Annotated in this window: 8 protein-coding genes and 1 tRNA gene; 7 read left to right on the plus strand and 2 right to left on the minus strand. The window is 68.3% G+C overall.

All coding sequences use genetic code 11. The features are described 5' to 3' along the window. The first annotated feature begins 147 nt into the window (after nt 1-147). From gyrB to ACZ5KW_RS11565, 3 genes are all read left to right on the plus strand, one after another. Nucleotides 148-2,064: a DNA topoisomerase (ATP-hydrolyzing) subunit B gene (gene gyrB, locus ACZ5KW_RS11555; RefSeq protein WP_343776529.1), complete on the plus strand. Its 1,917-nt coding sequence runs from the start codon at nt 148-150 to the stop codon at nt 2,062-2,064. Continuing rightward, nucleotides 2,061-4,607, plus strand: a complete 2,547-nt coding sequence (gyrA, locus tag ACZ5KW_RS11560) for a DNA gyrase subunit A (protein ID WP_343776531.1) — start codon at nt 2,061-2,063, stop codon at nt 4,605-4,607. The genes gyrB and gyrA overlap by 4 nt, the downstream gene beginning before the upstream one ends. A gap of 559 nt (nt 4,608-5,166) precedes the next feature. Further along, the gene (locus ACZ5KW_RS11565; RefSeq protein ID WP_343776533.1) at nt 5,167-7,203 is read left to right on the plus strand and encodes an AMP-binding protein; all 2,037 of its coding nucleotides are present in this window, start codon (nt 5,167-5,169) and stop codon (nt 7,201-7,203) included. A gap of 32 nt (nt 7,204-7,235) precedes the next feature. Here the strand turns inward: ACZ5KW_RS11565 and ACZ5KW_RS11570 are convergent, their stop codons facing one another. Beyond that, nucleotides 7,236-7,706 carry a redoxin domain-containing protein gene (locus tag ACZ5KW_RS11570; protein WP_343776535.1) on the minus strand — a complete coding sequence of 157 codons (471 nt, stop codon included), beginning with the start codon at nt 7,704-7,706 and terminating at the stop codon, nt 7,236-7,238. Between the two features lie 98 nt (nt 7,707-7,804). Here ACZ5KW_RS11570 and ACZ5KW_RS11575 point away from each other — a divergent pair, with 98 nt between their 5' ends. The 3 genes from ACZ5KW_RS11575 to ACZ5KW_RS11585 all read left to right on the plus strand — a co-directional run bounded on the left by ACZ5KW_RS11575 (nt 7,805) and on the right by ACZ5KW_RS11585 (nt 9,458). After that, the gene (locus tag ACZ5KW_RS11575; protein ID WP_343776536.1) at nt 7,805-8,080 is read left to right on the plus strand and encodes a Sec-independent protein translocase subunit TatA/TatB; all 276 of its coding nucleotides are present in this window, start codon (nt 7,805-7,807) and stop codon (nt 8,078-8,080) included. A 47-nt stretch (nt 8,081-8,127) separates the two neighbouring features. After that, a tRNA-Arg gene (locus ACZ5KW_RS11580) sits at nt 8,128-8,200 on the plus strand. Nucleotides 8,201-8,459: 259 nt separating this feature from the next. Continuing rightward, nucleotides 8,460-9,458 carry a Gfo/Idh/MocA family protein gene (locus tag ACZ5KW_RS11585; protein ID WP_343776538.1) on the plus strand — a complete coding sequence of 333 codons (999 nt, stop codon included), beginning with the start codon at nt 8,460-8,462 and terminating at the stop codon, nt 9,456-9,458. Between the two features lie 78 nt (nt 9,459-9,536). Here the strand turns inward: ACZ5KW_RS11585 and ACZ5KW_RS11590 are convergent, their stop codons facing one another. Then, the gene (locus ACZ5KW_RS11590; RefSeq protein ID WP_343776540.1) at nt 9,537-10,226 is read right to left on the minus strand and encodes a DUF1405 domain-containing protein; all 690 of its coding nucleotides are present in this window, start codon (nt 10,224-10,226) and stop codon (nt 9,537-9,539) included. Nucleotides 10,227-10,332: 106 nt separating this feature from the next. Between ACZ5KW_RS11590 and ACZ5KW_RS11595 the strand changes: the two genes are divergently transcribed. After that, complete coding sequence (locus tag ACZ5KW_RS11595) at nt 10,333-14,400, plus strand: ATPase, T2SS/T4P/T4SS family (RefSeq protein WP_343776542.1); 4,068 nt, start codon at nt 10,333-10,335, stop codon at nt 14,398-14,400.

Consider the following 14,400-nt stretch of genomic DNA (forward strand, 5'->3'; position numbering starts at 1 on the left):
TGTGGGAGCGATCGGCACACGGGCTCGACCGTGCGACGGCGGGCGCTACGCCCCACAGTTTACCGTTCGCGAAGCTTCGGGGCCTCTCACGCCCGCGCGCGTGCGCCGGCTTTATAAGCCGACAGCAATTAGCTGGAGTAAGTTCCTATGTCAGAGCAGAGCGAATACGGAGCCGGCCAGATACAGGTCCTCGAAGGCCTACAGGCCGTCCGTAAGCGACCGGCGATGTACATCGGGTCCACGGACGGTCGGGGGCTCCACCATCTCGTCTACGAGGTCGTCGACAACTCCATCGACGAGGCCCTCGCGGGCTACTGCGAGGGGATAGAGGTGCGCATTCACGACGACGGGTCCGTCTCGGTCCGCGACGACGGGCGCGGCATCCCCGTCGACACCCACGAAGAGTACGACCGCCCCGCGCTGGAGGTCATCCTCACCGTCCTCCACGCCGGCGGGAAGTTCGACTCCAAGTCGTACCAGGTCTCGGGGGGGCTCCACGGCGTCGGCGTCAGCGTCGTCAACGCCCTCTCCGAGCGACTAGAGGTCGAAGTCAAACGCGACGGCGGCGTCTTTCGCCACCGCTTCGCTGGCGGCGAACCCGCCGAGGACGGCTTCGAGCGCGTCCGCGACATGGACGCCGACGAGTCGACCGGGACCCGGATCCGCTTTTGGCCCGACGAGGACATCTTCGAGACGACCGACTTCCAGACGTCGACGCTGGCCAACCGCCTCCGCGAACTGGCCTTCCTCAACTCCGGCGTCAAGATCCGGCTCGTCGACGACCGCGACGACACCGAGGAGACATTCCAGTACGACGGCGGCATCCGCGAGTTCGTCGAGTACCTCAACGAGACGCGCTCGCCGATCCACGAGGACGTCATCTACTTCGAGGACGAGTCAGACGGCGTCCACGTCGAGGTCGCGATGCAGGCCACCGAGGAGCTTCAGGGCTCCGTCCACGCGTTCGCGAACAACATCAACACCCGCGAGGGAGGGACCCACCTCACCGGCTTCAAGACGGCCCTGACCCGGACGGTCAACGACTACGCCAACGACCGCGGGCTCGTCAACGACCTCGACGCCAACCTCAAGGGCGAAGACGTCCGCGAGGGGCTCACGGCCGTCGTCTCGGTGAAACACCCGGACCCGCAGTTCGAGGGACAGACGAAGACGAAGCTCGGCAACAGCGAGGTCCGCGGCATCGTCGAGTCCGCGACCCACGAGAAGCTCGGGACCTTCTTCGAGGAGAACCCCGACACCGCCGAGAAGGTCGTTCACAAGGCCGCCGAGGCGGCGCGCGCCCGGAAGGCCGCGAAGAAGGCCGAGGAGCTGACCCGCCGGAAGTCCGCCCTGGAGTCGACGGCGCTCCCCGGAAAGCTGGCCGACTGTCAGACCCGCGACCCGACCGAGGCTGAGCTGTTCGTGGTCGAGGGCGACAGCGCGGGCGGCAGCGCGAAGCAGGGACGGAACCGCGAGAACCAGGCGATTCTCCCCCTCAAAGGCAAGATACTCAACGTCGAGAAACACCGCCTCGACCGCATCCTGGAGAACGACGAGATCCGCGCGCTCATCACCGCGATCGGCGCGGGCGTCGGCGAGGAGTTCGACATCGACGACGTGCGCTACAACAAGATCATCCTGATGACGGACGCCGACGTCGACGGCGCCCACATCCGGACGCTCCTTCTGACGCTCCTCTACCGACACATGAAGCCGCTCCTGGAGGCCGGCTACGTGTACGCGGCCCAGCCGCCGCTCTACCGCGTCCGCTACCGCGGCGAGACGTACGACGCGATGACCGAGGCGGAACGCGACCGCATCGTCGAGGAGAAGTGCGACGGCAACCCCACGCAGGTCCAGCGGTTCAAGGGCCTCGGCGAGATGAACCCCGACCAGCTGTGGGACACCACGATGGACCCGGAGAACCGTCGGCTCAAGCGGATCACCATCGACGACGCCGCCGCGGCGGACCGGATGTTCAACGTGCTGATGGGTGACGCGGTCGAACCGCGGAAGCAGTTCATCAAAGAGCACGCGACCGAAGCGGAGTGGGTGGACATATGAGCTCCGACGTACCCGACACTGACCCCGAGGGCGTTCCCGCCGCGCAGGTGACGAACGCGCGCATCGAAGACGAGATGGAGCAGTCGTACATCGACTACGCGATGTCGGTCATCGCGGGACGCGCGCTGCCGGACGTTCGCGACGGGCTCAAGCCGGTCCACCGCCGCATCCTCTTCGCGATGAACGAGGCGGGCGTGACCAGCAACTCCGCGCACCGCAAGTCCTCGTCCGTCGTCGGCGAGACGATGGGCGACTACCACCCGCACGGGGACAGCGCCATCTACGACACCCTCGCGCGCATGGCGCAGGACTTCTCGATGCGCTACCCGCTCGTCGACGGCCAGGGGAACTTCGGTTCCGTCGACGGCGACCCGCCGGCCGCGATGCGGTACACGGAGGCCCGGATGGCCCCCATCGCCGAGGAGCTGATGGCGGACATCGAGCGCGACACCGTCGACTTCCAGGCCAACTACGACGACCGGCTGGAGGAGCCCGAAGTGCTGCCGGCGGCGTTCCCGAACCTGCTCGTCAACGGCTCCTCGGGCATCGCGGTCGGGATGTCGACGAACATCCCGCCCCACAACCTGGGCGAAGTGATCGACGCGACCGTCGCGCTGATCGAGGACCCCGACTGTACCGTCGAGGACCTGATGGAACACGTCAAGGGGCCCGACTTCCCGACCGGCGCGAACATCGTCGGCCGGAACGCGGTCCACAAGGCGTACAAGACCGGCCGCGGCCGCATTCGCGTCCGCGCCGAGTTCGAGGTCGACGAGGAGGAGGGCCGGATCGTCATCAGCGAGCTCCCCTTCCAGCAGAACAAGTCCCGACTCGTCGAGCGGATCGCGGACGACGTCAACGAGGGTTCGATCGAGGGGATCCGCGACCTCCGCGACGAGTCCGACCGCGACGGCATCCGGATCGTCGTCGAGCTCAAGCGCGACGCGATGGCGGAAGTGGTGAAAAACCAGCTGTTGGAGAGCCACCTCGAACGCACGTTCGGCGTCATTAACCTCGCGCTGGTCGACGGCTCGCCGCGGGTGTTGGACCTCAAGGAGACCCTGGAACACTACGTCGAGCACCGGCGCGACGTGGTCCGGCGGCGCTCCGAACACGAACTCGCGGAGCGCGAGGACCGCGCGCACATCCTCGAAGGTCGGCTGAAGGCGCTCGACAACGTCGACAGCGTCGTCGAGACGATACAGGACTCCGACGACCGCGACGCCGCGAAGGCGGCCCTCGAGTCGGCGTTCGAGTTCACCGAGGCGCAGGCGGCACACATCGTCCGGATGCAGCTCGGTTCGCTCACGTCGATGGAGACCGCGGAGATCGAGTCCGAGTACGAGGACGTGACCGCCCGGATCGAGCGGCTGGAGACGATCCTCGCGAACCCCGGCGAGCTCGATCAGGTGATCGTCGACGAGCTCGAAGAGATCAAAGCCGAGTACGACGACGAGCGCCGCACGAGCTTCATCGAGGACGTGGGCGACGTGACTCACGAGGACCTCATCCCGGAAGAGGAGCAGGTCGTCGTGATGAGCGAGGACGACTACATCAAGCGGATGCCCCTCGACGAGTTCCGCGCGCAGAACCGCGGCGGGAAGGGGATCATCGGCACGGGGCTCAAGGAGGGCGACCGCGTCTCCTCCGTGTTCGCGGCCAACTCTCACGACTACCTCCTCGTGTTCACGAACCACGGGCAGATCTACGAGCTGAAGACCTACGAGATCCCGGAGATGTCCCGCACGGCCCGCGGGAAGTCCGCGGTCAACCTCCTCGATCTGGACGACGGCGAGGAGATCGAGTCGGTGGTCAACACCGAGGACCTCGACGACGACGAGTTCCTCACGATGGTCACCCGCGACGGCTACATCAAGCGGACCGCCGTCGACGAGTTCGGTAACATCAGGTCCACCGGTATCCGCGCCATCCGGCTCGAGGACGGCGACGAACTCGTCGACGTCGAGGTCACGGACGGGGACACCCACATCGTCATCGGGAGTCAACACGGGATGGCGATCCGGTTCGAGGAGTCGGAAGCCCGCGCGATGGGCCGCACCGCCCGCGGCGTGATCGGGATCGACCTCCGCGAGGGCGACGCCGTCGCCGGCGTCGCCGCCATCGACGAGGGGTACCACAACTGGGTGCTCACCGTGACCGAGAACGGGTACGGGAAGCGCTCGGACCTCGACGAGTACCGGCCGCAGTCGCGGAACGGCAAGGGCCTCGTCGACATCAAGACCGGCGATCGCAACGGCGAGGTCGTCGCCATCGAGGCGGTCACCCACGGCGACCACCTGATCGCGATGAGCGCGGACGGCCAGATCATGCGGACGCGCGTCGAGGAGATATCGACGGTGAGCCGCAACACGAAGGGCGTCATCGTGATGAACCTCGACCCCGACGACGAGGTCGCCTCCGTCGACATCGTTCCGGAGGCGACGCACGCCGCCGTCGAGTCCGACGCGTCCGAGACCGACGCGTCCGAGGCGGAGTCAGACGACAGCTCGGCCGACCTCGACGCCGCGGTCGACGCCGAGTAAGCCGCTCGCGACGGCTCGTCTTCGCCGCGGTGACCGCTTTTCGCCCCGCTCCGACGGTCGCCTCTCGCACCTCGCTCGCCGTGTACCGCGTTGGGGATTGAAGTCACGCGACGACGAGTGACAGCCATGGAACGACGCCGACTCCTCGCCGCGGGCGCCGGAGCCGTCGCCGGCGCGGTCGCCGGCTGTCTCGGTTCCGGCGACCCCGACCCGAGTCGACTCGACCTGACGGTCCGCAACGACGGCGACGACCCCGTCGACGTCGACGTGGTCGTCGAGGGCGACGACGGAACGGCCTACGAAGACGATTCGGACCGGATCGACCCCGGCGTCGCCCGGGCGTACGAGGTGGTCGCGGGCGCGACGGGCCGTCACGAGGTCGCGGTGACGGGACCGGACTGGGGGGGGGCGACTGGCGTGGGACGCCGGGACCTGTCTGCGCTACGACGCCACGGTCGCCGTCGACGCGGAGACGGTCTCGGTCGCGGGCGAGTGCGCGGACCCGCGGTAGGTCTTTCAGGAAAGTTACTTACTGTCGCCGGGAAAACCCTCGGACGAGATGGACGAGTACGAGGGGACAGACGAGGTCGTACACGAACCGAGCGAGGCGTTCGCCGAGTCGACGAACGTCGCCGCGTTCATGCGCGAGTACGGGATCGACGACTACGAGGCGCTGATCGAGCGTACCACCTCGGAGATCGCGGGCGAACCCGCGTCCGGCGTCGACTGGTTCTGGGACGAGATTGTCGACTACCTCGACATCGAGTTCTACACCGACTACGACGCCGTCCGTGACGACGCGGAGGGCCCGCAGTTCTCCGACTGGTACCCCGGCGCCGAGGTCAACGTCGCGCACAACGTCGTCGACCGCCACGCCGCGGTCGACTCGCCGAACCGCAACCGCGTCGCGCTGATCTGGGAGGGCGAACCCGGCGACGTCCGCGAGATCACCTACCACGAGCTCCGCCGTCAGACCGACCGCGTCGCGAACTACCTCGCGTCGGCCGGCGTCGAGACCGGGGACACCGTCGGGCTCTACATGCCGATGGTCCCGGAGGTCGTCTCGATCCTCTACGGCTGCCTGAAGATCGGTGCGATCGCGGTGCCGATCTTCTCCGGGTTCGGCCGCGAGGCGACCGCCACCCGGATCGACGACGCGGAGCCCGACGTGCTGTTCACGGGTGACGGGTTCTATCGCCGCGGAAACGAGGTGCGGCTGAAGGCGACCGCCGACGAAGCGATCGCGGACGCCGGCCACGTCGAGGAGGTCGTCGTCTACGACCGCCTCGGCGCGACGCCGGCGGGACGCGGCCCCGAGGGGTCCGAGGCGTCGGCCGTCGACCCCGTCCCGTGGGACGACGACCGCGACCGGACGTGGGACGAGGCCGTCGGTTCACAGTCGTCGACCTACGAGACGAAGCGGCTGCCGAGCGATCAGGAGTCGATGTTGCTGTACTCGTCCGGGACGACCGGGACGCCGAAGGGCATCGTTCACACCCACGCGGGCGTCCTCACGCAGTGCGCGAAGGAGATCCACTTCGGCTTCGACCAGAAGCCCGCGGACCGGTTCTTCTGGGTCTCCGACATCGGCTGGATGATGGGGCCGTGGACGCTGATCGGCAACCACGCGTTCGGGGGGACCGTGGTGATGTACGAGGGCGCGCCCGACCACCCCCAGCCGGACCGCTTCTGGGAGATGATCGACCGCCACGGGATCACGCAGTTCGGCATCTCGCCGACCGCGATCCGCGCGCTCCGGAAGCACGGAGATGAGTGGGTCGAAGGTTACGACCTCTCCTCGCTCCGAATCCTCGGCTCCACGGGGGAGCCGTGGGACCCCGAGTCGTGGCGCTGGTTCTACGACGCCGTCGGCGGCGGCGACTGCCCGATCATCAACATCTCCGGGGGGACGGAGATCTGCGGCTGCTTCCTCATGCCGATGCCGAACCAACCGCTGAAGCCCTGTACGCTCGGTGGCCCGGGGCTCGGAATGGACATCGACATCGTCGACGAGAGCGGCGAGTCGGTCAGGGAGTCGGGCGAGCGCGGCTACCTCGTCGCGCGCGACTCCTGTCCCTCGATGACGAAGTCGCTGTGGTCAGGCGACGAGCGCTACCTCGACGAGTACTGGTCGACGTGGCCCGATCTGTGGGATCACGGCGACTTCGCGCAGAAGGACTCGGACGGCTTCTGGTTCCTCCACGGCCGGGCCGACGACGCCCTCAACGTCGCGGGGCGGAAGGTCGGGCCGGCCGAGATAGAGGGCGTCCTCATCGACCACGACGCCGTCAACCAGGCGGCGGCGGTCGGCGTCCCGGACGACACCACCGGAACCGCGGTCGTCGCGTACGTCGTGCTCGAACCGGACGCCGACCCGAGCGACGCGCTGCGCGAGGAGCTGCGCGAGTTGGTCGGCGACGAACACGGCAAACCGTTCCGCCCGCGAGAGCTGCTGTTCGTCGACGCCTTCCCGAAGACGCAGTCGGGGAAGATCATCCGTCGCGCCATCGGGTCGGTGTACAGGGGCGAAGACCCCGGCGACCTCTCGTCGATGGAGAACCCCGAGGCGCTCGAAGCCCTGCGCGACCCGGCCTGAGCGCGGGTGCGGTTCGGTCCGGTGACGCCGAATCAGGCCGCGGCGTCCGCCACCGCCTCGTCGAGCGCCTCGTAGTCCGGCTCCTGTCCGGCGTTGTCCGCGAGCCACCGGTACGTCACGGTCCCGTCCGCGTCGATCACGAACACGGCCCGCTGAGCGACCGTCTCGACGCCGTAGTGTTCGAAGTCCTCGATCACGTCGTACGCCTCGATCGCGTGGTGGTCGGAGTCGCCGACGAGCGCGAACGGCAGGTCGTACTGTGCGCGGTACGCGCCGAGCGCGTGCGGCAGGTCCGTGCTCACGCCGAACAGGGTACAGTCGTCGCGGTCGAACTCGTCCCGCAGCGCCTCCATCTCGTCGGTACAGGTGTTCGAGAAGGCGGCCGGGAAGAAGGCGAGCACGATCGGTTCCTCGCCGAGGTGGTCCGAGAGTTCGAACGGCGCGATGTCGCCGTTCACGAGCGATCCGGTGAAGTCGGGGGCGTCGTCGCCGACAGCTGGCATATCTCAGGGTCGTCGGCCGGGCGTATCACCGTTTCGGCGGCGGCGGTCCGATCGAGGCAAAAAGACTATAGTCGACACAGGGCTACTGCGGGATAGACATGGTAAGTTCGATTCCACTGATCGGCGGCATTCCGGCGGGGCCGGAGCTCCTCATCATCCTGCTCGTTCTGGTCCTCTTGTTCGGTGCGAACAAGATTCCGAAGCTCGCCCGGTCGACCGGCCAGGCGATGGGCGAGTTCCGGAAGGGGCGCGAGCAGGTCGAAGAGGAGCTGAAGGACATGCAGGACGGCGAGAAGGCGGACTCGACGCTCGACGAGGAGGACGACGACCTCGACGAGCTCGAGACCGAGACCGACAAGGAAACCAGCGCCTGACTCTCTCTGACGCCGACCACTGCTGTATCGTTTTCTCCACCCGTTTTGGGCGCGTGGCCTAGCGGACAGGGCGAGAGGTTCCTAACCTCTCGATCGCGGGTTCGAATCCCGCCGCGCCCGTTCTCCGCTCATCCCGGGCGCGACTGACTCCGCGCTCGCTCACTTCGCTCGCTTGCGTGGATCCCGCCGTGCCCGTTCCTGCGAATTCTCCGAGAGCGTGTTCCCGATCAGCGCGCCGATCGTTCGTCCCGCTACGACTAAGAGGAGCGGTCGACGACGTTGGGACGACACCCATGGACGCATCCTGTCCGCGGACCGACGGCGCCACCGAAGCGGCGAGTGTGAACCGATCGATCCGCGACGCGGCGGTGGTCGCGGCGTGAGCCGGTCGACCGGCGGACTCTCCTTCGGCGTACTCGGGACCGCGAACATCGCCCGGAAGGCCGTGATCCCCGGGATCCGAGCGAGTGACCACGAGGTGGGGGCGGTCGCCTCACGCGACCGGAGCCGTGCGGAGGAGTTCGCGGCGGCGGAGTCGGTCCCGCGGAGCCACGGCTCCTACGAGGCGCTGCTCGCGGACGACGGCCTCGACGCGGTGTATATCCCGTTGCCGAACGGACTCCACGCCGAGTGGACGAAACGCGCCGCGGACGCCGGTCTCGACGTGCTCTGCGAGAAGCCCCTCTCGGTCGACGCCGCCGAGGCGCGCGAGGTCGTCGATCACTGCGCGGACCGGGGGGTCACGCTCATGGAGGCGTTCATGTACCGGTACCATCCGCGAACCGAACGCGTCCTCGAACTGGTCGAGCGGGAGCTAGACGACGTGCGAACGGTGACGTCGACGTTCCGCTTCCCGCTGTACGGTCGCCCGAACGACGTGCGGCTCGACCCCGGCCTCGCGGGCGGGTCGCTGATGGACGTGGGCTGTTACCCGGTGTCGCTCGCGAAGGCCGTCCTCGGCGTGCCCGACCGAGCGTACGCCCACGCCGGCGACACGCGCGACGCCGGGGTCGACACGGAGCTCGCCGCCGTCTTGGAGTACGAGGACGGTCGGTCCGCGCGCGTCGCCTCCGGATTCGACACGCAGCTGATCCAACGCTACCGGATCGACGCCACGAACGGCTGGATCGAAGTCAAGGAGGCGTTCGACGCGCCGGAAGACGAGCCGACGACGATCGAATACGAGATCGACGGCCGCCACGGGGTCGAGACGTTCGATCCGATCGACCAGTATCGCTTGGAGGTCGAACACTTCGCCGATCGCGTCGGCGACGGGTCGGCACCGCTCACCGACGGCCACGCGGCGGTCGAGAACATGCGAATCATCGACGCGCTCGCGGAGAGCGCGTCGACCGGTACGCCGGTCGAAGTCCGATAGCTGTCGGGCCGAATCGGATGGGTATCGGGCCGAATCGGTTGGGAATCGGGCCGAATCGGTCCGTCGGCGACTCGACTATCACCCGTCCAACCGCCGGAAGGAACGCGAGGCGAGCGCGACCGACCCGACCGCGATCGCGAGCGTCGCGAGCGCGAGTCCGAGACCGGGCTCGTACAGCAGCGGCGGGTGGTACCCGAACCCGTAGTCGACGACGACGTTCACGACGCCGAGCGCGAGCGCCGCCGCGAGCGCGCCCCGCGTCGTCCGACCGAACGCCGGAAACAGCAGGGCGAGGCCGACGAACAGCAGATGCGTTCCGATCACGCCCCAGTAGTAGATCCACGCGTCCGGCGCCGCGACGTACTCGCCGAACGCGAGGTTGAGCGAGACGAGCGGCCAGACTCCGAACTGAACGAGCCAGACGAACGCGAGCGTCTGGAGGTACGCCAGCGCCCGGGAGGTCGGGGCGTCGACCGTGACGTTGCCCCCGCGTCGGACGGTCGGTACGATGGCGCCGAGAACGACGCCGCCGAGCGCGACCGCGACCGCCGAGTCCGCGTACAGCGGCCAGAGGAGCCGCGGCACGGTGTCGGCGGTGGGCGCGTAGTAGCCGGCACCGACCGCGAGCATGAACGCGGTGAACGCGCAGACGACGGCGAGGCTCCGCGGAACACCGAGCAGCTCCTCGGCCACCGCCGCCCGAACTCGGCGTCTGACCTCGGCGCGCCGGAGTCGCCGGAGCCTTCCGAGACGCTCGGTGCGTGACACACGGGCCGGTCGGTCCGCGAGGGATTAAAACCGCTCGTCCCGGTCGATTATCAAACACGGTGTTTTGCCAGACAGCTTTTTCAACGGAAGCGATGGAGAGACGCACATGGCTGACGAGGACGCTGAGCGATCCGCCCAACAATCCGACGCGGAGGGCGACAGCTCGGCGTCCGACCCGCCCACGACTGACGGCGAGGAACCGGACGCGGCAGCGGCGGATGTGACGGACGCGGACGCGGGAGCGGCAGATGGGGGTGTAGAGACGGTGGACGAGGGCACGGACCCGTCGAACGGAGCCGGGACCGAGAGTCCGGAGGACGAAGCGAACGGTCGATCGCGAGGCGACGAGGACGCGCCGGCGGACCTCGGTCCGCCGGTCGTCACCGACCGGTACAGCTGGCGGTCCCTGCTCTCGCAGCGAGGGCACGGAGACGCCGCGAAACGAGTGTACGCGGACGTGCCCGACGCGCCGGCGGTCCCGGCGGACGCGGTCGCGCTCCACCTCCCGAACGGGGCTGACGAGGTGATCCGGGCCGCGGGCGTCGACGAACCCTTCGAGGCTGACGGGGAGACACCGGTCCCCGGTCACGGTACTCCCGAACGGGGGGCGCTCGTGGTCGGTTCCGACGCCGTCGTCCTCGGCGGTGCCGCCGTCGTCCCCACCGGCGAGCGACGGGCCGCGCGGCCGACGACCGCGACCGACACTGATGCGGAAGGTGCCGATGACGGTGTCGACGGTGACTCCGAGTCCGGCGGGGAGGACGACGCTGTGCCCGGTGACACGGCCGAGGAGGCCGCAGGCGGCGTGGAAGACGACGCCGATGCCGCCGAGCGCGACGTGCCGGAGTCCGGACCCGACGACGCGACCGCGGCGGACCCTGCCGCCGACGACGCGACCGCGGCAGGACCTGACGACTCCGACGCGACCGCGGCAGGACCTGACGACTCCGACGCGACCGCGGGCGACGACAACGAGCACGAACCGGACGGAGCGGGTATCCCAGCCGATGACGGCCCGGACACCGTGTTCGCCGACGCGGTCGGACGCGGAGGCGTGTCCGGACTCGTCGTTGCCCCCGGCGACCGCGTCGAATCGGTGCCCTCGCGAGCGCCGACCGACGAGGAGTGGGACCGGGTCGACCTCGACCCCGCGGACCTCCTCGGGTTCGCCCCGGACGAGACCGACTACCGGTTCCGGGCGGCCGCGGCCGTGGGGGACGTCCTCTGGGACCTGTGTGCCGCTCGCTACGACCTCTACTCGGTCCCCGTCCTGAAGGGGTACTACACCTGGGACGACTACCGCGACGAGTACTTCCTCGACGAGGAGGGCAACCCGCCGACCGAAGAGAACGAGGAGGGGGAGGAGGTGCCGCTGTCGTTCACCCACGAAGACAAGACCGAGGCGCTCGGCTTCGACCCTGACCGTACCGAGGAACTACTCGGAGCGGGCGGGAACGCGGCCGACGAACTCGCCGACCTCGTCGACGAGCGGACCGTGGACGTGAACCCCGACATCGACGAGGACGCGTTCTTCTCGACCGCGGACGGTCACACCACGCTGGCGAACCGCTACGACCTGGAGAAGGCGGTTCCGATGCCGAAGAAGACGCATTTCCGCGAGGAGGAGCGTTACTGGGTCAACAAGCCGTACGCGTTCGTCATCGTCTTCCGGTCGACCAAGGAGAACGAGGCGAAGTACTACGCCGTTCAGCCGTACCGGACCGAAATTGAGGCCGACCTCACGGAGTTCCTCACCGGGAAGCTCCGGACGGCGATCAAGTACGCCGACGAGTCGATCGCGGGCGGCGACGAGGCGTTCCGCGAGGAGGTGATAGTCGAGGAGGCGCACACGCTACTCGACCGGTACGGCCTCTACGAGAGCGACGACGAGCGCGGGATCGCTGACACGCTGGTCGACCGCTTCGGCATCGACCCGACCGAGGGGATCGCCGGGCGGATAGCGGAGTCACTGGGGTACGAGCTCTCCGTCGAGTCGCCGGCCGATCCGCCTTCGATCAGCGCCCGCCCGGAGCCGGCCGTCCTCGCGGAGGACGCCGAGACGCTCTCCACACACCAGGTCGAGAAGTTGCTGTACTACCTCAAACGCGACTTCGTCGGCTACGAGCGGATCGACCCGGTCAAGTACGACATCAACGTCGAGGACATCTCCTGTGACGGATACAACTCACCCGTCTTCGTCTACCACTCCGAGTACGAGCAGATCATCACGAACATCCACCACGGCACCGACGAACTCGACGATTTCGTCGTGAAGCTCGCACAACGGTCCGGAAAGGGGATCTCCAAGCGTAGACCGCAGGTGGACGCCACGCTGCCGGACGGCTCGCGCGCCCAGCTCACGCTCGGCCGCGAGGTCTCCGACCACGGGACCAACTACACGATCCGGCAGTTCAACGACGTGCCGTTCACCCCGATCGACCTGATCAACTGGAAGACGTTCTCGCTCGACGAGATGGCGTTCCTCTGGCTCTCGATCGAGAACCACAAGAGCCTGATCTTCGCGGGCGGGACCGCCTCCGGGAAGACGACGAGCCTGAACGCGGTCTCCCTCTTTATCCCCTCCAACGCGAAGATCGTCTCCATCGAGGACACCCGCGAGGTCGAACTGCCCCAGCGCAACTGGATCGCCTCGGTCACGCGCCCCTCCTTCTCCGACGACGACAAGGGCGACATCGACGAGTTCGACCTGCTGGAGGCCGCGCTCCGCCAGCGCCCCGACTACATCGTGATGGGCGAGATCCGCGGCGAGGAGGGCCGGACCGCCTTCCAGGTGATGTCGACCGGCCACACCACCTACACCACGTTCCACGCCGACTCCGTCGGCGAGGTGCTCAAGCGGTTCACCACCGATCCGATCAACGTCTCGAAGACCATGTTCACCGCCCTCGATCTGGTCTCCATCCAGACGTCGACGCGGGTTCAGGGCAAGAAGGTCCGACGCAACAAGTCGATCACCGAGATCAACCACTACGACGCCGAAAACGACGAGATCAACGTTCAGGACGTGTTCCAGTGGCAGGCGGAGACGGACGAGTTCCTCCAGATGGGCGACTCGAACACCCTCGAAGACATCATGTTCGACCGCGGCTGGAGCCGAGCCACCCTCGACGCGGAGCTTCGCAAGCGGCGCGTCGTGTTGGCGTACCTCATCGACCGCGGACTCAACAGCTACGCGCAGGTGGCGGCGACGTTCCAGGCGTTCATCAACGACCCCGAGACGGTGTTGGCGCTGATGGCCAACGACGAACTGGAACGGTCGCTGGAGGACCTCCGCGAGATGGAGTCCGTGCTGATCAACGTCGACCGCGACAAGGAGGAGCTGGTGCCCCGGCCGACGCCGGACGAGGACGGGAAAGCGGAGGTCGAAGCGATCCTCGAATCGGCCCAGGACCTGTTCGAGACCTACCGCGGCGAGGTGCCCGACTCGGTCGCCGACGCGCTCTTGGAGATGAACACCGCCCGCGACGTCGAGGCGACCCCGACGGCGGACCGCGAGGCGCTCGCCGAGACCGCTCGGGAGGCGGACGCGGCGGATGCGGCGAACTCGGACGCGGCGGACTCGGACGCCCGCGACGCTGCCGAGGCCGGACCGGCTCCGATGGGCTCGGATCCGATGGACTCGGGGGCCATGGACCCGGACACCGTAACCGGGTCGACCGATGCGGATGCGGCGACCGGAACGGCCGGTCCGGAGGCATCGTCGCCGGAGGGCGCCCGCGACGACTCGGGAGACGGTTCCGAGACGGCGCCGACCGCCGCCGGAGACGGTTCGGGCGCGCCGAGCGCGATCGACTTCGACGAGCCGTTCGAGGAGGGGGTCGACGTGCTGTCGTCTCCCGGAAAGCCGTCGAGAGCGGACGCGACGCCCGACGTGAGCGAGGGATTCGGCGTCGCCGAGGACCCCACCGATGAGGGAACTCCGAGCGCCGACGCCCGTGACGATGGCGCGGCCGGACCGGCGGACGCAACGGGCACGGGCGAGGGAGAAGCGGCGCCGAACGAGGGCGACGCGGAGAGCGGTGACGAGGTTGCGGACGATTCCGACGGCTCGGCCGACGACGAGACGGACGGCCCGGACGCGGACGGAGAAGAGGCGGCCGACGACATCGACGACTGGGGGTTCGGCGCCGTCGAACCCGCGGAGGACGGGTGA

This window comes from Halorubrum ejinorense (assembly GCF_055389685.1).

Coding starts and splice junctions, on each gene's coding strand:
- gyrA (WP_343776531.1), top strand. CDS start 2,061: ATGAGCTCCGACGTACCCGACACTGACCCCGAGGGCGTTCCCGCCGCG.
- ACZ5KW_RS11565 (WP_343776533.1), top strand. CDS start 5,167: ATGGACGAGTACGAGGGGACAGACGAGGTCGTACACGAACCGAGCGAG.
- ACZ5KW_RS11570 (WP_343776535.1), bottom strand. CDS start 7,706: ATGCCAGCTGTCGGCGACGACGCCCCCGACTTCACCGGATCGCTCGTG.
- ACZ5KW_RS11595 (WP_343776542.1), top strand. CDS start 10,333: ATGGCTGACGAGGACGCTGAGCGATCCGCCCAACAATCCGACGCGGAG.
- ACZ5KW_RS11575 (WP_343776536.1), top strand. CDS start 7,805: ATGGTAAGTTCGATTCCACTGATCGGCGGCATTCCGGCGGGGCCGGAG.
- gyrB (WP_343776529.1), top strand. CDS start 148: ATGTCAGAGCAGAGCGAATACGGAGCCGGCCAGATACAGGTCCTCGAA.